This window comes from Nonomuraea sp. NPDC001684 (assembly GCF_053596515.1).
Genome location: NZ_JBSFGJ010000153.1, coordinates 1 through 19,623 on the forward strand (window position 1 = coordinate 1; position 19,623 = coordinate 19,623).

19 protein-coding genes are annotated in these 19,623 nt (G+C 74.2%); 15 read left to right on the forward strand and 4 right to left on the reverse strand.

Going from position 1 to position 19,623, the window contains the following annotated elements:
- From ACWCSD_RS25305 to ACWCSD_RS25315, 3 genes are all read left to right on the forward strand, one after another.
- On the forward strand, positions 1–353 hold a 353-nt coding region (locus ACWCSD_RS25305; protein ID WP_449918363.1), incomplete at its 5' end, for a zinc-binding dehydrogenase.
- On the forward strand, positions 350–1,084 hold the full coding sequence (locus tag ACWCSD_RS25310; protein WP_449918366.1) for an SDR family NAD(P)-dependent oxidoreductase: 735 nt from the start codon (positions 350–352) through the stop codon (positions 1,082–1,084). The genes ACWCSD_RS25305 and ACWCSD_RS25310, both read left to right, overlap by 4 nt.
- A gap of 54 nt (positions 1,085–1,138) precedes the next feature.
- Positions 1,139–2,104 (forward strand): helix-turn-helix domain-containing protein, encoded by a 966-nt coding sequence (locus ACWCSD_RS25315; protein ID WP_387672993.1) that lies wholly within the window; start codon positions 1,139–1,141, stop codon positions 2,102–2,104.
- A gap of 43 nt (positions 2,105–2,147) precedes the next feature.
- Here the strand turns inward: ACWCSD_RS25315 and ACWCSD_RS25320 are convergent, their stop codons facing one another.
- Positions 2,148–3,617, reverse strand: a complete 1,470-nt coding sequence (locus tag ACWCSD_RS25320; protein WP_449918370.1) for an IclR family transcriptional regulator domain-containing protein — start codon at positions 3,615–3,617, stop codon at positions 2,148–2,150.
- Positions 3,618–3,758: 141 nt separating this feature from the next.
- On the opposite strand from ACWCSD_RS25320, the gene ACWCSD_RS25325 reads away from it, so the two are divergent.
- Genes ACWCSD_RS25325 through ACWCSD_RS25360 form a run of 8 tightly spaced genes read left to right on the forward strand, consistent with a single transcriptional unit; the run spans position 3,759 to position 11,295 of the window.
- Positions 3,759–4,514 (forward strand): CoA transferase subunit A, encoded by a 756-nt coding sequence (locus ACWCSD_RS25325; protein ID WP_364336834.1) that lies wholly within the window; start codon positions 3,759–3,761, stop codon positions 4,512–4,514.
- Positions 4,511–5,140 carry a CoA transferase subunit B gene (locus ACWCSD_RS25330; RefSeq protein WP_352328076.1) on the forward strand — a complete coding sequence of 210 codons (630 nt, stop codon included), beginning with the start codon at positions 4,511–4,513 and terminating at the stop codon, positions 5,138–5,140. The genes ACWCSD_RS25325 and ACWCSD_RS25330 overlap by 4 nt, the downstream gene beginning before the upstream one ends.
- Complete coding sequence (locus ACWCSD_RS25335) at positions 5,137–6,285, forward strand: thiolase family protein (RefSeq protein ID WP_397160341.1); 1,149 nt, start codon at positions 5,137–5,139, stop codon at positions 6,283–6,285. Before ACWCSD_RS25330 ends, ACWCSD_RS25335 begins: the two co-directional genes overlap by 4 nt.
- Before the next feature lie 5 nt (positions 6,286–6,290).
- Positions 6,291–7,043, forward strand: coding sequence for a protocatechuate 3,4-dioxygenase subunit beta (gene pcaH / locus ACWCSD_RS25340; RefSeq protein ID WP_397160339.1), 753 nt, complete (start codon positions 6,291–6,293; stop codon positions 7,041–7,043).
- Positions 7,040–7,564, forward strand: a complete 525-nt coding sequence (gene pcaG, locus ACWCSD_RS25345) for a protocatechuate 3,4-dioxygenase subunit alpha (protein WP_358292527.1) — start codon at positions 7,040–7,042, stop codon at positions 7,562–7,564. The genes pcaH and pcaG overlap by 4 nt, the downstream gene beginning before the upstream one ends.
- The gene (pcaB, locus tag ACWCSD_RS25350; RefSeq protein WP_449918375.1) at positions 7,551–8,738 is read left to right on the forward strand and encodes a 3-carboxy-cis,cis-muconate cycloisomerase; all 1,188 of its coding nucleotides are present in this window, start codon (positions 7,551–7,553) and stop codon (positions 8,736–8,738) included. The genes pcaG and pcaB overlap by 14 nt, the downstream gene beginning before the upstream one ends.
- Before the next feature lie 2 nt (positions 8,739–8,740).
- On the forward strand, positions 8,741–9,838 hold the full coding sequence (gene pcaDC / locus ACWCSD_RS25355) for a bifunctional 3-oxoadipate enol-lactonase/4-carboxymuconolactone decarboxylase PcaDC (protein ID WP_387673244.1): 1,098 nt from the start codon (positions 8,741–8,743) through the stop codon (positions 9,836–9,838).
- Entirely contained in the window at positions 9,835–11,295 is a 1,461-nt protein-coding gene (locus ACWCSD_RS25360) for an aldehyde dehydrogenase family protein (protein WP_397160334.1), read from the forward strand. Before pcaDC ends, ACWCSD_RS25360 begins: the two co-directional genes overlap by 4 nt.
- Before the next feature lie 49 nt (positions 11,296–11,344).
- Here the strand turns inward: ACWCSD_RS25360 and ACWCSD_RS25365 are convergent, their stop codons facing one another.
- Positions 11,345–14,239: a M36 family metallopeptidase gene (locus ACWCSD_RS25365; RefSeq protein WP_449918378.1), complete on the reverse strand. Its 2,895-nt coding sequence runs from the start codon at positions 14,237–14,239 to the stop codon at positions 11,345–11,347.
- 171 nt (positions 14,240–14,410) lie between these two features.
- On the opposite strand from ACWCSD_RS25365, the gene ACWCSD_RS25370 reads away from it, so the two are divergent.
- The 3 genes from ACWCSD_RS25370 to ACWCSD_RS25380 are packed head-to-tail and all read left to right on the forward strand — an operon-like array spanning position 14,411 to position 16,002.
- The gene (locus ACWCSD_RS25370; RefSeq protein ID WP_397160330.1) at positions 14,411–15,157 is read left to right on the forward strand and encodes an SDR family NAD(P)-dependent oxidoreductase; all 747 of its coding nucleotides are present in this window, start codon (positions 14,411–14,413) and stop codon (positions 15,155–15,157) included.
- Between the two features lie 34 nt (positions 15,158–15,191).
- The gene (locus ACWCSD_RS25375; protein ID WP_397160328.1) at positions 15,192–15,539 is read left to right on the forward strand and encodes an ArsR/SmtB family transcription factor; all 348 of its coding nucleotides are present in this window, start codon (positions 15,192–15,194) and stop codon (positions 15,537–15,539) included.
- Positions 15,532–16,002, forward strand: a complete 471-nt coding sequence (locus ACWCSD_RS25380) for an SRPBCC family protein (RefSeq protein WP_449918383.1) — start codon at positions 15,532–15,534, stop codon at positions 16,000–16,002. The genes ACWCSD_RS25375 and ACWCSD_RS25380 overlap by 8 nt, the downstream gene beginning before the upstream one ends.
- Positions 16,003–16,006: 4 nt before the next feature.
- Here the strand turns inward: ACWCSD_RS25380 and ACWCSD_RS25385 are convergent, their stop codons facing one another.
- A complete protein-coding gene (locus tag ACWCSD_RS25385; RefSeq protein WP_449918386.1) occupies positions 16,007–17,365 on the reverse strand; it encodes a hypothetical protein in 1,359 nt (452 codons plus the stop codon).
- Positions 17,366–17,446: 81 nt separating this feature from the next.
- Positions 17,447–18,187 (reverse strand): lytic polysaccharide monooxygenase, encoded by a 741-nt coding sequence (locus tag ACWCSD_RS25390; RefSeq protein WP_449918389.1) that lies wholly within the window; start codon positions 18,185–18,187, stop codon positions 17,447–17,449.
- A gap of 666 nt (positions 18,188–18,853) precedes the next feature.
- Here ACWCSD_RS25390 and ACWCSD_RS25395 point away from each other — a divergent pair.
- Positions 18,854–19,623 (forward strand): helix-turn-helix domain-containing protein (locus tag ACWCSD_RS25395; RefSeq protein ID WP_449918392.1); only part of this gene is annotated, 770 nt, incomplete at its 3' end.

A 19,623-nucleotide genomic window follows, 5' to 3' on the forward strand; every position in this document is an offset into this window, starting at 1 on the left:
GTGCGGACGTCGTCTTCGAGGCCGTCGGCTCGGAGGGCACGCTGCGCGCCTGCCTGGCCGCCACCAGACGCGGCGGCCGGGTGGTGTTCCTCGGGCTGACCGGCACGGTCTCCCTCGACGCCTTCGCCCTGGTCAACAACGAGCAGACGATCGTGACCAGCGTCGGCTACCGCGACGCCTACCCGGAGCTGATCCGCATGGTCGCCGAGGAGGGCGTGGACCTGGCCGCGATCGTCACCGCGACCATCCCGCTGGAGCACGTGGTGCGCGACGGGTTCGAGGCGCTGCTGCGCGGCGAGGACCAGGTCAAGGTGCTGGTACGACCCGCTCAGGACGGGGGGCGGCTCCGGTGACCGACGGACTCGCCCCAGGGCTGTTCGCCGGGCGGCACGCGTTCGTGACCGGCGGCACGTCCGGCATCGGCGCGGCGACCGCCGTGCTCCTCGCCGAGCTGGGCGCCGCCGTGACCGCGCTCGGCCTGCCGCCCGCCGACCCGGCCGAACTGCCCGCGCACCCGCTGGTCCGGGTGGTGGAGCACGACGTGCTCGACCGGGGCGGCCTGGCCCGCCTGCTGTCGGCCGGCGGCCCGCTCGACGCGCTGGTCAACTGCGCGGGCGTCAGCCACGACCGCGAGGAGTACGACCTGGCCCGCTGGCAGCGCGTCATCGAGGTCAACCTGACCGCCACCATGGTCGCCTGCCAGGCCGCCCGCCCGGCGCTGGCCGAGCACGGCGGCGCGATCGTGAACGTCTCCTCCATGTTCGCCTTCTTCGGCAGCCGGGACCGGCCCGCCTACAGCGCCAGCAAGGGCGGCGTCTCCCAGCTCACGAAGTCGCTGGCGGCCGAGTACGCCGCCGACGGCATCAGGGTCAACGCCGTCGCCCCCGGCTTCGTGGTCACCCCGCTGGCCCGGGGCGTGCTCGACGACCCGCCGGCCCTGGCCCAGGTGCTGGCCCGCATCCCCGGCGGGCGGCTGGGCAGGCCGCGCGAGGTCGCCTCGGTGGTGGCGTTCCTGTGCTCGCCGGCCGCGTCGTACGTCACCGGGGCGGTCGTCCCCGTGGACGGAGGCTATCTGGCTGTGTGACATCTCACCTAAGCTGTGTGTCCCCTGACCGGCACGAACGCGAGGAGGGTCGCCTTGTCCGCCGTCTCCGTGATCTCCCAGGCCACGACCGAGCACGTCGAACCCGCCGAGCGCATCCATTTCTGGGAGGACTACAACCGCAGGGCGCTGGTGGGCCTGTCGTGCACGTCGTACTCCGAGCACGGCCTGCTGGCCAGGCAGACCAACATCGAGCTGGCCGGGCTGCGGCTGGCCGAGATCGCCGGGAACGCCCACGCGATCGAGCGCAGCCCGCAGACCGTCAGGTCCACGCCGAAGGACTCGGTGTTCGCGACCCTGCTGCTCAAGGGCGAGGCGGTGTTCCTGCACGAGAACGGCTGCCTGGCCGCCACGGCGGGCGAGCTGGTCGTCTACGACACGCGCCGGCCGTACCTGTTCGGGTTCTCCTCCTCGATGCGGCAGATCCTGGTGGACGTCCCGCGCGAGCTGTTCGCGCAGGCGTGCGTGGCGGGCGGGCTGCCGGGGCCGATGGTGTTCGGCAGGGCGACGGCGCGGGAGGGCGTGCTCGTGGCCGCGCTGCGCTCGATGATCGGCGGCCTGGCCGCCCTGCGCTCCGCGCCCGACCCGGCCGAGGCCGAGCGGGCCGTGCTCGACCTGCTCAGGCAGCTCGCCGAGGAGCGCACGGGCGGGCGTCCCGGGCCGGACGCCTACCGGTCGCAGCTCATCGTGGCCGAGGACTACATCGACCGGCACCTGCACGACCCCTGCCTGGGGGCGGCGCAGGTGGCCGGGGTCATGGGCATCTCCGTGCGGCACCTGGCGCGCATCTTCGAGTCCACCGGCCGCACGCCCGCCCGGCACATCGTGGAGCGGCGGCTGGTCCGGGCGCACGCCGAGCTGACCGGGCCGCGCGCGCTGGAGACCACGATCGCCGACGTGGCCCACCGCTGGGGCTTCTCCAGCCAGGCCCACTTCGCCCGCCTCTTCCGCGCCCGGTACGGCCTGACCCCGAGCGAGGCCCGCGCCGAGGCCACCCGGTAGCCGGAAGGCCCGCCAGGGAGCCGGCCGGCAGCCGGGAGGCCCGTCAGGGGAGCCGGCCGGTGTGCGCGAGGTCGGCCTCCATGCGCGCGGCCGTCCGCCTGAGCTCGGGCAGCACGTCGCGCAGCAGGTGGTCGCGGCTGGCCCGGCCGGCGTGCGTGGCCACGTTGACCGCCGCCACCACGCGTCCGTCCGGCCCGCGCACGGGGACGGCGATCGACCGCACGCCCTCCTCCAGCTCCTGGTCCACCAGCGCGTAGCCGTCGGCGGCGGCCTGCCGCACGGCCGCGGCCAGCCCGTCCGGCGAGGTGATCGTGTGCCGGGACAGCGGCTTCGGCTCGATGGCGGCCACCCGCGCGGCGGGCTGCCCGGCCAGCAGCACCCGGCCCATGGACGTGGCGTACGCCGGGAAGCGGGTGCCGACCGTGATGTCCACGCTCATGATGCTGACCGTGGGCACCCGGGCCACGTAGAGCACGTCGTCGCCGGACAGCACCGCGACCGACGCCGACTCGCGGACGCGCGCCACCAGGTCGGCCAGGTGCGGCTGGACCACCTCGCCGAACGTACGCCCCGACAGGTGGGCGTAGCCCAGTTCGAGCACCTTGGGCAGCAGCACGTGGCGGTCGCCCACGGCGGCGGCGTAGCCGAGGCCCTGCAGGCTCTGCACCGCGCGCCGGACGGTGGCCCGGGGCAGGCCGGTCACCCTGGCGGACTCGGCCAGCGTGCAGCCGCCGCGCGCCGACCCGAGCGAGACCAGCACGGCCAGGCCGCGGGCGAGCGACTGCAGATAGCCCATGCCCAGCTCCTCCTTGACGGCCCGCGAACCGTCCAGCCCGGCGGGCGCGCGGCGCGGCTCCCGGGGGCGGGCGGCCTGGGCCGCCAGGACGGCCTCCATGTCCGCCACCGTCGCGCGCAACCGGGGGAGGGCGTGCTCGCGCAGCCCCGCCACCGTGTGCCTGCTGGTGTGGCTGACCACGCTGACCGCGCAGACCGCCGTGCCGCCGGGGTCGCGGACGGGCAGCGCGACCGCGATCAGCCCCGGCTCGATGAGCTGGTCGTCCTCGGCCCACGGCGCGGCGGGGTCGAGCAGGGCCAGCCCGGCCGCGCACCGCCCGGCGGGCAGCAGGTCGCCCACCCGGAAGGCCACCGACATCGTCCGCCGCCGGGTGAACTGGCCGACGAAGCGCACGCCGTCGCCGTCGGGCACGGCCAGCGAGACCGACTCCTCCAGCTCGGCGGCCAGCCGCTCGGCCAGGGGTGACAGCCTCTCCTGGAGGCCGTCGCAGGCCAGGTAGGCCGCGCCCAGCGCCATCAGCGGCGGCGCGAGCAGCACGTCGCGGCCCTCGGCCCGCAGGTGGCCGAGGTGCACGAGCGTGGCCAGCACGCGGTCGACCGTGGACCTGGCCAGCCCGGTGGCGCGGACGAGGTCGGTCGCGCGCATGGGCCGCCCGGGGTCGGCGGCCAGCACGCGCAGCACGGCCAGGCCGCGCTCCAGGGTCCCGGCCGGTTCCATCGGCGACTCCTCGTCCAGGTGGGGGCTTTGACAGGAACGCCCCGGTTACAGATACTCGAACCCATAATAGTGAACTAAAGTTCGCAGAGCGAACACCTTCGGGCGGGCACTCGGCGGACATCCTCGGCTGAACGGAGCGTCGTGCGGAGAGACAAGGTGGTCGCGACGGCCGCGGAGGCGCTGGCCGGCGTGCGGGACGGCGCGTCGTTCGCGGTCGGCGGCTTCGGGCTCAGCGGCATCCCCAACGTGCTGATCCAGGCCCTCTACGACACCGGCGTGACCGGCATCGGCGTCGTGTCCAACAACTGCGGCGTCGACGGCGGCGGCCTCGGCATCCTGCTGGCCGCCGGGCGCATCGCCCGCGTGACCGCCTCCTACATCGGCGACAACAAGGAGTTCGCCCGGCAGTACCTCGGCGGTGACCTGGAGGTCGAGCTGACCCCGCAGGGCAGCCTGGCCGAGCGGCTGCGGGCCGGCGGCAGCGGCATCCCCGCCTTCTACACCCCGGCCGGGGTCGGCACCCCCGTCGCCGACGGCGGCCTGCCGCTGCGCCACCACCCCGACGGCACCGTCGCCGTCGCCTCGCCGCCGAAGGAGGTGCGCGAGTTCGACGGCCGGGAGTACGTCCTGGAGCACGGCATCCGCACCGACTTCGCGCTGGTCCGGGCGGCCAGGGGCGACCGGTCCGGCAACCTGGTCTTCCACCGCGCCGCCAGGAACTTCAACCCGCTGGCCGCCATGGCCGGGCGCGTCACCGTCGCCGAGGTCGAGGAGCTGGCCGAGCACATCGACCCCGACGAGGTCCACCTGCCCGGCGTGTTCGTGCAGCGCGTGCTCGCCCTCACTCCGCAGCAGGCCGCCGACAAGGGCATCGAGAAAAGGACAGTCACCGAATGAGCTGGACCCGTGACCAGATGGTCGCGCGGGCGGCGGCCGAGCTGCGCGACGGCGACTACGTCAACCTCGGCATCGGCCTGCCCACCCGCATCCCGTCGTTCCTGCCGCCGGGCGTCGACGTGGTCCTCCACTCCGAGAACGGCATCCTCGGCGTCGGCCCGTACCCCGCGCCCGCCGACGTCGACCCCGACCTGATCAACGCGGGCAAGGAGACGGTCACCGTGCTCCCCGGCGCGTCGTTCTTCGACTCCTCGCTGTCGTTCGGCATGATCCGAGGGGGTCACATCGACGTGGCCGTGCTCGGCGCGATGCAGGTCTCGGCCCGCGGCGACCTGGCCAACTGGATGGTCCCCGGCAAGCTGGTCAAGGGCATGGGCGGGGCCATGGACCTGGTGCACGGGGCGCGCAAGGTCATCGTGATCATGGAACACAACGCCAAGGACGGCTCACCCAAGATCGTCGAGGAGTGCTCGCTGCCGCTGACGGGCCGGCGATGCGTGCACCGGATCATCACCGACCTCGGCGTCCTCGACGTCACCGAGCAGGGGCTGGCCCTGGTCGAGAGCGCGCCGGGCGTGGGCCTGGACGAGCTGCGCAACCGTACCGACGCGGAGGTCACCGCATGAAGGACGTCTACATCGTCGACGCCGTCCGCACGCCGTTCGGCCGCCACGGCGGCGCGCTGGCCAAGGTGCGCCCCGACGACCTGGCCGCGCACGTCGTCGCGGCGCTGGTCGAGCGGACCGGCCAGGAGAGCGCCGACGAGGTGCTCCTGGGCAACGCCAACGGCGCGGGCGAGGAGAACCGCAACGTCGCCCGCATGGCCGCGCTGCTGGCCGGGCTGCCGGTCACCACGCCCGGCGCCACCGTCAACCGGCTGTGCGGCTCCGGCATGGAGGCGATCATCCAGGCGTACCGGGCCATCGCGGTCGGCGACGCCTCGGCGGTGATCGCGGGCGGCGTGGAGTCGATGACCCGCGCGCCCTGGGTGCTGCCCAAGCCCGACCGCGCCTTCCCGGCGGGCGGCGGGGAGCTGGTCTCCACGACGCTCGGCTGGCGGCTGGTCAACCCGAGGATGCCCGCCGAGCACACGGTCGCGCTCGGCGAGGGCGCCGAGCTGATCGCCGACAAGCACGGCATCACCCGCGAGGAGCAGGACGCGTACGCGCTGGGCAGCCACCGGAAGGCGGCCAAGGCGGCCCTCGACCGCGAGATCGTCCCGATCGCCGGCCTGACCAGGGACGAGGGCATCCGCGACGACACCTCGGCCGAGGCGCTGGCCCGGCTCAAGCCGGTGTTCAGAAGGGACGGCGGCACGGTCACGGCCGGCAACTCCTCCCCGCTGAACGACGGCGCGGCGGCGCTGCTGCTGACCGACGAGGAGGGGCTGCGCGGCCGCGAGCCGCTGGCCCGCCTCACCGCGAGCGCCGTCAGCGCGCTGGAGCCGCGCTACTTCGGGCTCGGCCCGGTCGAGGCCGTGCGCAAGGCGCTGGCCAAGGCCGGCAAGGGCTTCGGCGACCTGTCGACCGTCGAGCTGAACGAGGCGTTCGCCGCGCAGGTGCTGGGCTGCCTGGCCGAGCTGCCCGAGCTCGACCCCGCCCTGGTCAACCCCGACGGCGGCGCGATCGCGATCGGCCACCCGCTCGGCGCCTCCGGGGCCCGCGTCACCGGCGCCGTGGCCCACCGGCTGGCCGCGGCCGGCTCGGGCGTCGGGCTCGCCTCCCTCTGCATCGGCGTCGGCCAGGGGCTGGCCGTCGTACTCGAAAGGTAGCGTCCATGTCCGAACCCCTCACGCAGGCCGACATCGACCGCGAGATCGCCGCGCTGAGCGAGTCCCGCGGCGAGCGGCCCGCCGACCACCCCGCGCGCGACTACGCCCCCTACCGCAGCACCCTGCTGCGCCACCCCAAGCAGCCGCTGGTCGCGCTGAAGGACCCGGAGGCGAGCGAGCTGTCCGGCCCGGTGTTCGGCGTCACGGACGTGACCGCCCTCGACTCCGACCTGACCCGGCAGCACCTCGGCGAGCCGCTGGGCGAGCGGATCACCGTGACCGGCCGGGTGCTCGACCGCCAGGGCCGGCCCGTGCGCGGCCAGCTCGTGGAGATCTGGCAGGCCAACTCCGCCGGGCGTTACCTGCACCAGCGCGACGACCACCCCGCGCCGCTCGACCCCAACTTCTCCGGCGTCGGCCGCTGCCTGACCGACGACGACGGCCGCTACCACTTCACCACGATCAAGCCCGGCCCCTACCCCTGGCGCAACCACGTCAACGCCTGGCGGCCCGCGCACATCCACTTCTCGCTGTTCGGCACGGCCTTCGCCCAGCGGCTGGTGACTCAGATGTACTTCCCCGGCGACCCGCTGTTCCCCTACGACCCGATCCTGCAGTCGGTCACCGACGACGGCGCCCGGCAGCGGCTGGTCTCCACCTACGCGCACGACCTGTCCAAGCCCGAGTGGTCGCTGGGCTACCGGTGGGACATCGTGCTCGACGGGCCCGCCGCGACCTGGATGGAGGAAGGCCGATGAACCCCACCCCCTCGCAGACGGTCGGCCCGTTCTACGGCTACGCGCTGCCCTTCCCCGGCGGCGGCGACCTGGCCACCGGCGGCATCACCGTGCACGGCCGCGTCTACGACGGCGCCGGCGACCCGATCCCCGACGCGCTGCTGGAGTTCTGGCAGGCCGACCCCACGGGCGACCTGTCGGGCGCGCCCGGCTCGCTGCGCCGCGACCCGGTCAACGGCGCGGTCATCGGCCGGCACGGCGTCGACTTCACCGGGTTCGGCCGCGTCCCCACCGACGCCGACGGCCACTGGACGCTGCGCACGGTCGAGCCGGGCAACGGGTACATCAGCGTGTGCGTGTTCGCCCGCGGCCTGCTCCACCACCTGTTCACCCGCATCTACCTGCGGCCCGACGCCTTCCTCGACTCGCTGCCGCCCGACCGGGCGCGCACGCTGGTCGCGGTCGAGGAGCGGGAGGGCGTCCACCGCTTCGACATCCATCTTCAGGGCGAGAAGGAGACGGTCTTCCTTGACTTCGGCTGACCCCGGCGGCGGGAACCCGGGCGCGTCCTCCGTGGGCGCCCTGGGCGACTTCGGGCTGCTCGCGCCCATGCGCGGCGGGGCCGAGGCGACCGGCGACGTGGCGGTCCTGCAGGCCATGCTCGACGCGGAGGCCGCGCTCACCCGGGTGCTGGCCGCGCTCGGGCGCGCGCCGCGGGAGGCGGCCGACGCCGTGACCGCCGCGGCCCGCGCCGAGCTGTTCGACCCGGCCGGCCTGGCCGCGCGGGCCCGTTCGGGCGGCAATCCGGTCATCCCGCTGGTGGACGACCTGCGCGCGGCCGCCGGGCCGTACGCGGAGCACGTGCACGCGGGCGCGACCAGCCAGGACATCCTCGACACCGCGCTCATGCTGGTCGCCCACCGGGCGCTCGGGCCGGTCCTGGACGACCTCGACCGGGTGGCCGCCGGGCTGGCCACGCTGGCATGGGACCATCGCGACACCGTCATGGCCGCCCGCACGCTCACCCAGCAGGCCGTGCCCACCACGTTCGGGCTCAAGGCGGCGGGCTGGCGGAAGCTGGCGCTCGACGCCCGCGACCGCCTCCGAGCCGCCCGCGAGGCCCTGCCCGCCCAGCTCGGCGGCCCCGCCGGCACCCTCGACCGGTTCACCGCCCCTGACCCGGACGACGGAGGTGCAGGGGCGCTGGAGGTGGCCGGCCGGTTCGCCGCCGAGCTGGGGCTGGCCGCGCCCACGCTGCCCTGGCACGTGCTGCGCACCCCCGTCGCCGACCTGGCCGGGGCGCTGGCGTTCACCGCGGGCGCGCTGGGCAAGCCGGCCGCCGACGTGCTGGTGATGTCGCGGACCGAGATCGGCGAGGTGTCCGAGGGCGTCGGCGGCGGCTCGTCGTCGATGCCGCACAAGCACAACCCCGTGCGGGCCACGATGATCGCCGCGGCGGCCCGCCAGGTGCCCGCCCTGGCCGCCGTCCTGTACGCCTCGCTCGCCGCCGAGGACGAGCGCCCGCCCGGCGCCTGGCACGCCGAATGGCAGCCGCTGCGCGAGGCGCTGCGCCTGGTCGCCGGCGCCGCCCGCGACGCCGCGGAACTGGTCGCCGGCCTGCGGGTCGATCCCGGGCGCATGCGCGCCGCCCTGACCGTCGCCGGACCGCCCGGCGCCGCCGCCGCCCTGGTCAAGCGGGCGCTGGAGGAGAAGTGACGTTGTTGCAGCACCGGGTGGACGGCCCGGAACACGCGGAGCCGATCGTCCTCGGCCCGTCGGTCGGCACCTCGACCCGGGTGTGGGAGCCGCAGGTCGCCGCGCTGGCCCGCAGGTTCCGCGTGGTCCGCTTCGACCTGCCGGGACACGGCGGCTCCCCGTCGTCCGGCGTGTCCACGATCGACGGCCTGGCCGGGCTCGTCCTGGACCTGGCCGACGACCTGGGCCTGGACGCCTTCCACTACGCCGGCATCTCCATCGGCGGCGCGATCGGCGCCACCCTGGCCCTGCGCCACCCCGGACGCCTGCTGTCCCTGGCGATGATCTGCTCCTCGGCCCGCTTCGGCGAGCCGGACGGCTGGCGCGAGCGGGCCGCGCTGGTCCGTGAGCGGGGCACCGCGCCGCTGCTGGAGCCCACGGCCAAGCGCTGGTTCGCCGGGCCGGGCGACCCGGCGCTGCTCGACGACCTCGCCGCCGCCGACCCCGCCGGCTACGCCGCCTGCTGCGACGCCCTGGCCGGCTACGACCTGCGCGCCGAGCTGCCCGGCATCGCCGTCCCGACGCTGGTCCTGGGCGGCCGAGACGACCCGGCCACGCCGCCCGCGCACGCCAGGGAGCTGGCCGACGGCATCCCCGGCGCGACGCTCGTGGAGGTGCCGGGAGCGGCCCACCTGGCCGGCGTCGACCAGCCCGAACGGGTCACCGCCGCGCTGCTCGCCCACCTGCCCGCCGCCCCCGGCATGCGGGTGCGCCGGGAAGTGCTCGGGGACGCCCACGTCGACCGGGCCGTCGCCCGCACCACCGCCTTCACCAGGGACTTCCAGGACCTCATCACGCGCTACGCCTGGGGGGAGATCTGGACCAGGCCCGGCCTCGACCGGCGCACCAGGAGCTGCGTCACCCTCACCGCGCTGGTCGCCCATGGGCACCTCGACGAGCTGGCCATGCACGTCCGCGCCGCCGTGCGCAACGGGCTGACGGCCGACGAGATCGGCGAGGTGCTGCTGCAGAGCGCGATCTACTGCGGGGTGCCGGCCGCCAACGCGGCGTTCGCCGTCGCCCAGCGCGTCCTGACCGAGATATCAGGGGAGCCCGCATGACCATCACCCGTGACCTGCTGATCGGCGGCAAGAACGTCCCCGCCCTGAGCGGCCGTACGACCCCCGACCTGGCCCCCTACACAGGCGAGGTGTACGCGACCGTGGCCGCCGCGGGCGTCGAGGACGTCACCTCGGCCGTGGACGCGGCGCAGGCCGCCTTCGACGGCTGGGCCGCCACCAGCCCGTTCGCCCGCCGGGCGATCTTCCTCAAGGCCGCCGACCTGCTCCAGGAGCGCGGCGAGCAGGCCGTGGCGCTGATGGCCGCCGAGGTCGGCGGCACCCGTCCGTGGGCGCTGTTCAACGTCGGGCTGGCCGCGAACATGCTGCGCGAGGCCGCCGCCGCGATCACCGCGCCGCGCGGCGAGGTGCTCACCGCGCAGGAGGAGGGCGTGCTCGGCCTGGCCGTGCGCGAGCCGCTCGGCGTGGTCGCCGCCTTCTCGCCGTGGAACGCGCCGATCATCCTCGGCGTGCGCTCGGTGGCCGCCGCCCTGGCCGCGGGCAACACCGTCGTCATGAAGCCCAGCGAGGACGCCCCCATCGCGTGCGGCCTGTTCGTCGCCGACCTGCTGCACGAGGCCGGGCTGCCCGCGGGCGTGCTCAACGTGGTCACCAACGACCCGGCCGACGCCGCCGTGGTCGCCGAGGCGCTCATCGCCGACCCCCGCGTCCGCGCGGTCAACTTCACCGGCTCCACCGAGGTCGGCCGGATCATCGGCACCCACGCCGCCCGCCACCTCAAGCCCGCCCTGCTGGAACTGGGCGGCAAGAACGCCATCATCGTCCTGGACGACGCCGACCTCGACCACGCGGTCGACGCCGCCGCGTTCGGCGTCTACATGAACGCGGGCCAGATCTGCATGTCGGGCGACCGCGTTTTGGTGCACGAGTCGCTGGCCGAGGAGTTCGGCCGCCGGTTCGCCGACAAGGTGCGCGCGCTGCCCGCCGGCGACCCGTCCCGGCCGGAGACCGTGATCGGGCCGCTGGTCAGCGCGGACGCCGCCCGCCGGGTGGCCGGGCTGGTCGCCGACGCGGTCGCCGAGGGCGCGACGGTGCTGGCCGGTGGCGGCGAGCCCGAGGGCGCGGTGCACCCGGCCACGGTGCTGGCCGATGTGCCGAAGCACGCCCGTCTGTACTACGGCGAGGCGTTCGGCCCGGTGTGCGTGCTCGGCACCTTCGCCACCGACGACGAGGCCGTGGCCCTGGCCAACGACACCGAGCACGGCCTGACCGCCGGGATCATCACCGAGAACGGCACCCACGGCCTGCGCGTGGCCCGCCGCCTGCGGACCGGCATCGTGCACGTCAACGACCAGTCCGTGGGCGACGAGCCGCAGGCGCCGTTCGGCGGGGCCGGCTCCTCCGGCTACGGCCGGTTCGGCGGCCGATGGGGCCTGGAGGCGTTCAGCAACACCCGCTGGATCACCCTGGCGACCGAACAGGCCCACTACCCGTTCTGACCACCCGGCCCACCCCTGGGAGGGGCGGGCCGGGCGGCCCGCCGGCGGGTCAGTGGGCGTACGCCTGGAACTCCGCCGCCCGCACCTGCTCGCGCGCCGGGCTCGCCGTGGCGCAGTCGGTCGCGGAGCCGGGGTCGGCGTCCTGCTCGCCCGCGTAGCGCGGGTTGCCGGTGCACTGGCTGCTGACCACCCGCAGCATCAGGTGGGTGGCGCTGGTCGGCGGCACCCGGAAGGAGCGCACCAGCAGGTCCGCGCCGCGCGGCCGGGGCAGCGTGGCGTCGAAGGCGTCCGCCGGGCTGGTGTAGACCTTCCTGAAGCTCGCCGGGTCGGCGCAGTTCGCGGCGCAGGCCAGCACCTCGAACGCGCGCAGCGCCGAGAACCTGTTCTGCCCGCCCGGATCGGCGGCGTCGCCGACGTCGGGCCGGAGCATCGCGCTCACCTGAACCCTGCGCACCGTGACCGGGCGGTCGCCCGCCAGGTCCACGACGACCGACCGGCCGGCCGGCGCGCCGGTGCGCGAGGCCCAGTTCGTGGCCTCGGTGTCGTCGATCAGCCGGGCCTGGTTGACGCCGTCGCCGGCGGCCGTCGCGCCCGCCGCGGCCGAGGCGAGGTTGCGCGGCAGCGGCAGCGGGAGCGGCAGCCTGGCCCCGGCCACCACCGGGAACGTCAGCCGCGCGTGCCCGAACCCGGCGCCCGCCACCACGAACCGGTACGTGCCCGGCGTCATCTCGACGGTGTCGCCCAGCGGCGTGGCCGGATCGGTGTCGGCGACCGGCACCGCGCGGCCCTCGTAGTCGCCCACGTAGAGCCGCAGGGCCGCGTCCCTGGCCTCGCCGAGCGGCTTGAGCTGGAGCGAGCCGTTGCGGCCGGCCGGGTCGACGAAGCTCGGCGTCGGGTCGGGGTCGTTCGGGCCGTTGCTGGCCGCGCCCTTGCCCAGGCCGTGCTCGGCGAACGCCCGCCACAGGATGTCCTGGTTCGCGCCGTCGAAGCGGATGGCGTCGGCGGCCAGGATCGCGTCCCGGTGGTCGACGTAGCTGACCGCGCCGGAGGCCATCAGCAGCAGGGCGTCGTACGAGAGCTGCGCCCACCGCCGGTTGCCCGGGCACCGGTCCACCGCCACCTTGCCGTCGGCGCAGTCGCGCTGCCGGGCCGGCGTGCCCTTGCCGTACCGCTTGACGAACGCCTCGCGGACGTCGAACTGGGTGGCGGTCCAGATCTCGCCGTCGGCGTGCACCTGCGTGCCGACCAGGTCGTAGGCGAGGTCGCTGTAGTTCAGCGGCGACCTGGACATGTCGTAGTTGCGGATGCCGCGCGTCCGGTCGCCCGTGACGTACGGGCCGATCACGTACGGGGTCGCGCCGGAGGAGCGGAAGCCGTACTCGTCCAGGTACTCCATGGCGAACAGGTCGGAGGTGCTCTCGTTCATGGCGCCCGCCTGCGCGCCGCTCCAGCCGGCGGTCGGGCCGGCGATCATGCGGCCGGAGATGGCGTGGCTGTACTCGTGGCCGATGACCGACATGTCGTAGTCGCCGTCCACGCAGGGGGAGTAGAACGAGCCGGCGATCGGCTGCCACAGGTACATGTTGGTGATCGGGGCGACGCCGTCGGGGCCGGTGATCTGGTTGGCGTTGTCGCGCACCGACGCCACGCGTGCGCCGGCCTGGGCGTTGCCCAGCTCGGGGTCGTTGCCGAGCCCGCCGCGGTCGCCGTTGTCCACCTGCATGTTCCAGGCGGACTCGGTGAAGCCGAGCCGGTAGGACCAGTCGTGCATGCGGTTGTGCATGGCGTTGAGGTTGGCGATGGCGGCCTCCAGGTCCGCCTCGCCCGGCTGATCGAACGTCGCCGGGTCGCACTTGGCCTGGTGCCAGGTGTTGCGCCACGGATAGACGTAGTCGCGGTCGGGGGAGGGGGCGTTCGCGCGGGTGCCGACGGTGAACGGGTCGCCGTTCGCGCGGTTCTCGTACGTCCGGGCGGCGTTGCCCGCGCTGGTGTGGGTCGGCGTGCCGGTGGCGTGGTCCACGTCCCAGGCGCGGCCGGTCGCCGGGTCGCCGCCGGTGGCGAGGTCGCAGCCCGGCCCGGCCGCCTGGCACCAGGTCCGCCGGGTGTCGGTGGCGGAGTAGTCGCCGGGCGGGCTGGCCGGGAAGGCCGCCCAGCGCGGGTTCTCCGGGTCGAAGTGGTCGACCAGGTTCTCGCGGGTGAGGATGCCGCCGGTGACCGCGTCCACGTGGGTGGTGTACGCCGCCGCCTCGCCCTTCCCACCGCCGATCAGCACCACCTGGTACGCGCTGTGCACGCCGTCGGGCGCGGGCACGGCCACCTTCGTGACCTGCTTCGTCGTCGCCGTGGCCAGGTCCACGCCACCGTCGCGGGCCGCGATCTCCAGGGCCCGCGCCTCGCTGATCGCGGCGGCCGGGGGCACGGCCTGCCCGCGGGCGAGCGAGGAGGTCACGTGGCGCACCTTCCCCCGCACGACGCCGACCGCGACGAGCCCGTCCACCCCGGCCGGCAGCCCGCCGAACCGCTGGCGCAGGAGCACGGCGTGACCGGCGCCGAGGGGGTTGACCGCGACCTTCTCCAGCCCGGCGACCTCCTCCGCCGACAGCCCGAACAGCGGCTCGTTGGCGGCCAGGTAGGCGCGGGCGGCCCGTTCGGGGTCCTCGCCCAGGCCCTCGGCGAGCGGCGCGGCGCCGGTGACGACGGCGGGGGTGCCGAGGGCGTTCCAGCGGATCTCCGCGCCGGCGGCCCGCGCGCCGAGCCCGGCGGGCGGCGGGACGCGGCCCTGCCGGTTGTCCAGGTCCGGCCTGCCGTGCTGCTCGGCCTGGAAGTCGTGGACGATCGGGGCCTGCCCGCCGGGTTCGCCCCGCGCGGCGCCGGTCAGGGGCAGGGCAGAGGCGGTGACCGCGAGGGCGATCACGGCGCTGCGTAACCAGGGTCTGGTGGACACGGTTCCTCCTGGGAACGGAAGACGCGCGGTTGACGCCCGTCCCGTCAGAGGTAACACCGCCCCGGAGTCCTGACAAGATCGGATAAAGCCTCCAGGACTGTCCAGTTCTTGACACCGTCGCGTATTCAACCTATAGGTTGATAAACCAACGGGTTGAACAAGGAGGAAGAGATGCTTCTCCGAGAAAAGGTCGCGGTGGTCTACGGCGGCGGCGGCTCGATCGGCGGCGCGGTGGCCCGCGCCTTCGCCCGCGAGGGCGCCCGCGTCTTCCTGGCCGGCCGCACCCGGGCCCCGCTCGACAAGGTCGCCGACGACATCCGCGCGGCCGGCGGCACGGCGGAGACCGCCCTCGTCGACGCGCTGGACGAGCAGGCCGTCGACGCGTTCACCGGCTCGGTGGCCGCCCGCGAGGGCCGCATCGACGTCTCGTTCAACGCCGTCTCCGTCCAGGACGTGCAGCGCCCGCTGGCCGAGATCTCCGTCGAGGACTTCCTGCGGCCGATCCAGGTCGCCGCGCGCACCCAGTTCCTCACCATCAGGGCCGCCGTGCGGCACATGGCAGGTTCGGGGGTCGTCCTGCTGTTCGGCGGCGGCGGGCCGCAGACGCAGCCGGGGCTGGGCGGGTTCAAGGTGTCGCTGGACACCATGGAGGGCATCCGCCGCCAGTGGGCGTGCGAGGCCGGGGCGCAGGGCGTGCGCGTGGTCACCCTGATCACCGGCGGCGTGCCGGAGAGCATCCCCGACTCGTTCCCCGGCAAGGCCGCGCTGGAGGCGGAGCTGCGCGAGCCCACCCTGCTCGGCCGCCTCGCCACCCTCGCCGACGTGGGCGACGTGGCGGCGTTCGTCGCCTCCGACCGGGCCCGGACCATGACGTCGGCGACCGTGAACGTCTCCTGCGGCGCGATCGTGGACCATTAGGGTCGGGACCGCCCAGGAAGGAACGTACGCACCGATGCCCGACGACCAGCTCAGCCTCACCTTCGCCGCCCTGGCCGACCCCACCCGGCGGGCCATCCTCGCCCGGCTGGCCGACGGCGAGGCGACGGTCAACGAGCTGGCCGAGCCCTTCGAGATGAGCCTGCAGGCCGTGTCCAAGCACCTGAAGGTGCTGGAGCGGGCCGGGCTGATCAGCCGCGGACGCGACGCGCAGTGGCGTCCGTGCCGCCTGGAGACGGAGCCCCTGGAGGGCGCCTCCGCGTGGATCGACCGCTACCGCGAACGCTGGACCGGCAGCTTCGACCGGCTCGACCAGGAGATCAGCAAGCTCCGGCACAGCGAGGAAGGACGTGACCATGGCTGAGACCGAATTCGTCATCGAACCCGGCCGCCAGGACATCATCATGATCCGGACCTTCGACGCCCCCAGGGACGTCGTCTTCCGGGTCGTGACCGACCCGGCGCTGATCCCGCGCTGGTGGGGCCCCCACTGGCTGGACACCCGGGTGGACGCCATGGAGGTCGCGCCGGGCGGCCGGTGGCGCTTCGTCAACACCGACGCCCGCGGCCGGGAGTACGCCTTCGGCGGCGTCTACCACGCGGTCGTGCCGCCGGAGCGGTACGTGCGCACGTGGGAGTTCGAGGGCACGCCCGGCGAGGTGGCCCTGGAGACCGTCCGGCTGGAGGAGGCCGGCGGCCGTACCCGGTACGTGGCTCAGTCGGTGCACCCGTCCGTCGAGGCGCGCGACGCCATCGTCCGCGCCGACGGCCCCAAGGGCGGCGCCCAGTCCATGGACCGCCTCGCCGAGCTGCTGGGAGCGTGCTGACGCCTCACTGCGGGCAGGCCAGCCGGCAGCCGCCGAAGCGGGCTTCGTCCGGCTCCGGGAAGCGGGACTTCGGCGCCCCGCGCAGCGCCTCGGCCATCGAGGCCCGCCAGATGGGGCCGGGGATGGTGGCGCCGTCCACGGTGTCGTAGCGGCGTCCGCCGACGGTCAGGCCGGTGAGCGTGGGCCGATCGCGCCCGGCGGTGGGCGGGCGCCGCTGGGACCCGTCGGGGGAAGTGCGGGGCTCGGACTCGTCGGGGAACCCGAGGCTGACGGCGGCGGCCAGGTCGGGGGTGTAACCGGCGTACCAGGCCGACTCGAAGTCGGGGATCCTGCCCGCCAGGGCCGCCGCGTCCCGGCCGAGGCCGCCGGTCCGCAGCAGGCCGGTCACCGCGTCGGCGACGGCCGCGTCCAGAACCTGCTCGCATCGGGGGCCGAGGGCGTGCAGCACCTTGCCGGAGCCGTCGCGGACCTCCTTGACCGCTCTCGGCGCGCAGCGCAGGCCGTGGGCGGCCAGCGTGGCGTAGGTGGCGGCGACGGTGACGGTGTCCGCCTCGTTGATGCCGAGCGTGAACGTCTCGTACTCCTGCAGCGGTGTCCCGTCGCGGCGGGCGAGGCCGAGCCGCTGCGCCGTGCGCACGGTCTGGCAGAGGCCGACCCGCTCCTCCAGCCGCAGGAAGAAGGGGTTCGGCACGGCGCGGGCGGCCGACCGCAGGGTGGTGAACGCGCCGCCGTCCTCGCCGCCGGGGCCGATGACCGTGTGGGCGGGGTCGCCGACGTTCTCGCCCTTGCAGTTGGTGAAGGAGTTGTAGCCGGCGGCCTGGAAGGAGCGGGCGCGGGGGAAGCCGTCGTCGTAGCGGAAGCCGCCGGACAGCGCCGCCGCGAGCGTGTACGCCATCGCCGTGGAGCCCTGCGACAGGGCGTGCGCGCCGTCGCCGCGGCTGGCGGCCAGCGCCCTGATCTCGCCGCTGCCGGGCGCCACCATGGCCTCGACGGCGACGGGCGCGTCACCCGGGCGGACCCGCGCCTCGACGGCCCGTTGCGCCGCCTGCTGCGCCCGCGGATCGAGCGCGGTGGCCACGACCAGGCCGCCCCGGGTGAGCAGCCGCGGATCGATCGCGGTCAGCTCGTCGTGCACCCGGCGGCAGAAGGCGGGGTGGCGGCTGGCCGCGCAGTCGGCGGCGAGCTTCTCGACGACCTGGCCGCCGCCGTCGGTGATCACGCTGTCCCGCACCACCAGCGGGGCGACGGCCAATCGCTGCCTGGCCGGAGGCTGTTCGGCCGTCGCGGACAGCACCAGGACGGCGCCCCAGACGGCCGCCGCCACCCCGGCGACGACGCCGAGGGCGAGGAGAAGTCGCTTCATCGGCGTCCTTCCGGAAGGGGGGTGCGGCCGGCCTGTCCATCATGGCCGACCGCACCGCCCCCGTGCACCGGAGCTAGACGATCACACCCGTTGCCACAGGGCGGGCACGTTCGGCGGCTCCCAGCCGGGCAGCGCCGTGTGCGGCTGGAGGCAGCGGTAGGTGACGTTGTTGTAGACCACCTGGTCACCCGACTTGTACGCGGTGCCCGCCGTCCAGTTGCCGGCCGGGCCCTGGGTCGGGGTCACCGTGGGGGTCGGGGTGGGCGTGGGGGTCGGCGTCGGGGTGGCGGTGGGGGTCGGCGTCGGGCCGCCGGGGCCCACCTGGAGGTCGACGCAGTTGTAGAAGGCGTTCTCCGTGTCGGCGATGTTCCAGATGGCCAGCAGCTTGATGCGCCCGGTCCGGCCGCCCAGGCTGACCGTGTGCGCCACCGTCGCGCCCGGTTCCCTGCCGTGGTCGTTGAACGAGGCGATCCGGGTGCTGCCGACGTAGTAGTCCCACGTGCTGGTGGCGTGCCGGGCCTCGATGAGCCACTTGAAGTTGACCGTGTCGCCGACGGACGCGGCGGGCCAGGCCTTGCTGTCGTCGTCCAGCGGGGCCCACCGGGCGTCGCCGCCGCTGCAGTTGCGCAGGCCCTTGGGCCCCTCGACGCTCTGCGGCTCCCAGATGATCTGGCCGCAGTTCTTGACCTTGCCGGCCGCGCAGTTGGCCTGGCGGCTGGGCGGGTCGGAGATGTAACCGTGCGCCGAGGCCGGCGGGGAGAGCGCGACGACGGTGGCGACGGAGACCGCCGCCATGGCTAAGAAGGTCCATACTCTGCGCATGTCACCGTTCCTTCATGCTGGGGGATAGTCCCAAATATAAAGGAAAGTTTCCTAACGGTAAATGGCGCAGTCAGCGCTTTTCCGTCCCGCAGTCAGACTGGTGTGACGCTGTCGGGCCCGTGAAGTGCGCGCCCTGCCCTGCCTATCGGGCTCGCCCGGACAGCAATTCCGTCCAGATCGCCGCAGTTGCACGGATCGAGCGAAGAGAGGTCTCGTGCACTTCGGGCTTGCCCTTGAGGTGGACGGTTCGCCGCAGGAACGCCTGCCCGCCGCCCTCGCACAGTTCGTAGACGGTGGCCTGGCAGAAGCAGGTCCAGGCCACCGGACGCGTTCGTACGAGCGTCCGGTACGGCTTGTGCCATCGCAGCCGAGTATGACCGTGCTGAGCGGGGGGGACGTGAGGGCTCAGGCACTTGTCAGACGGGAACACAGTGCACCACGTGCTGTGGACGGCATAGAGCCGTCTGTCGGTCTTCTGCGCTATCGGTGCCCCTGACGGTCTTCGTCCCGAGTGATGATTCCATTGATCCACCTGAAGAAGTCGGTCGCGCCAGCCCCTTGCGAGCTACGCTGGATCGGCTTGTCGTGCTGGTGGCAACGCTATGAACAGCGCGGACGTCGCAGAACTGACCGGAAGTACGAGTACGGACGGCGGTGGCTCCTGTCATGACCTCCCAGGGCGTGGGAACCCTGACAGCCGGTCGGGGCAATGCCGAGCACGGCCGGGAGGGCCGGATCTCCGGCTATGTGCTCAAGGTCATCCGTGAGTCCACCGGGACGACCCAGGAACGGTTCGCCGAACTTCTCGGTCTGGACGTCACGACGATTCAGGGTTGGGAATCCGGACGCCGCCCGCTGATGGCGATCTCCACAGGGACGTATCTGTCGTTGCGGCACTGGCTCCTGCGGCCCGGCATCCGAGCGCGTCTGCTCTTCCAATTGGACATGGCCCTTGAAGCCGATCGGTTCGTCGGCTACGTGCTCGGCACCGAGCCGGGGAAGGCCCGGACCGAAGATCATCCACTGGCCTCATGGGTGATCACACGTCCGTTCACCGACCTCGTGGCCTGGCCGTTCACCAGGACGGCACCGTCAACCATGGCGGGAGCCGCGCGGGGGACCGGCCGCCGGGGGCCCGTGGCCACCTCACCTTCGCTTCTGCCCGACGAACGCGCGCACTTCTTCGAGCACCTGAAGGTAGTGGCCGAGCGTGCTGACGCGGGCCGGGCGGACGGCATGTTGCTGCGCCGCCAGGCCCACTATGTCGCCGGCTTCGACGACACCGCGGACACCGCGGACTGGCTCACAACGATGCAGCGCGCCGAAGAACGTCGGATGAGCCGGGCGGCCGGGTGGACGCCGTCATGGGCCGTTGTCCGGTCCGGCGCCCACTCGCTGGGCCTGAGCCACTTCAAGGCCATGCGCTTCGTGGTGCT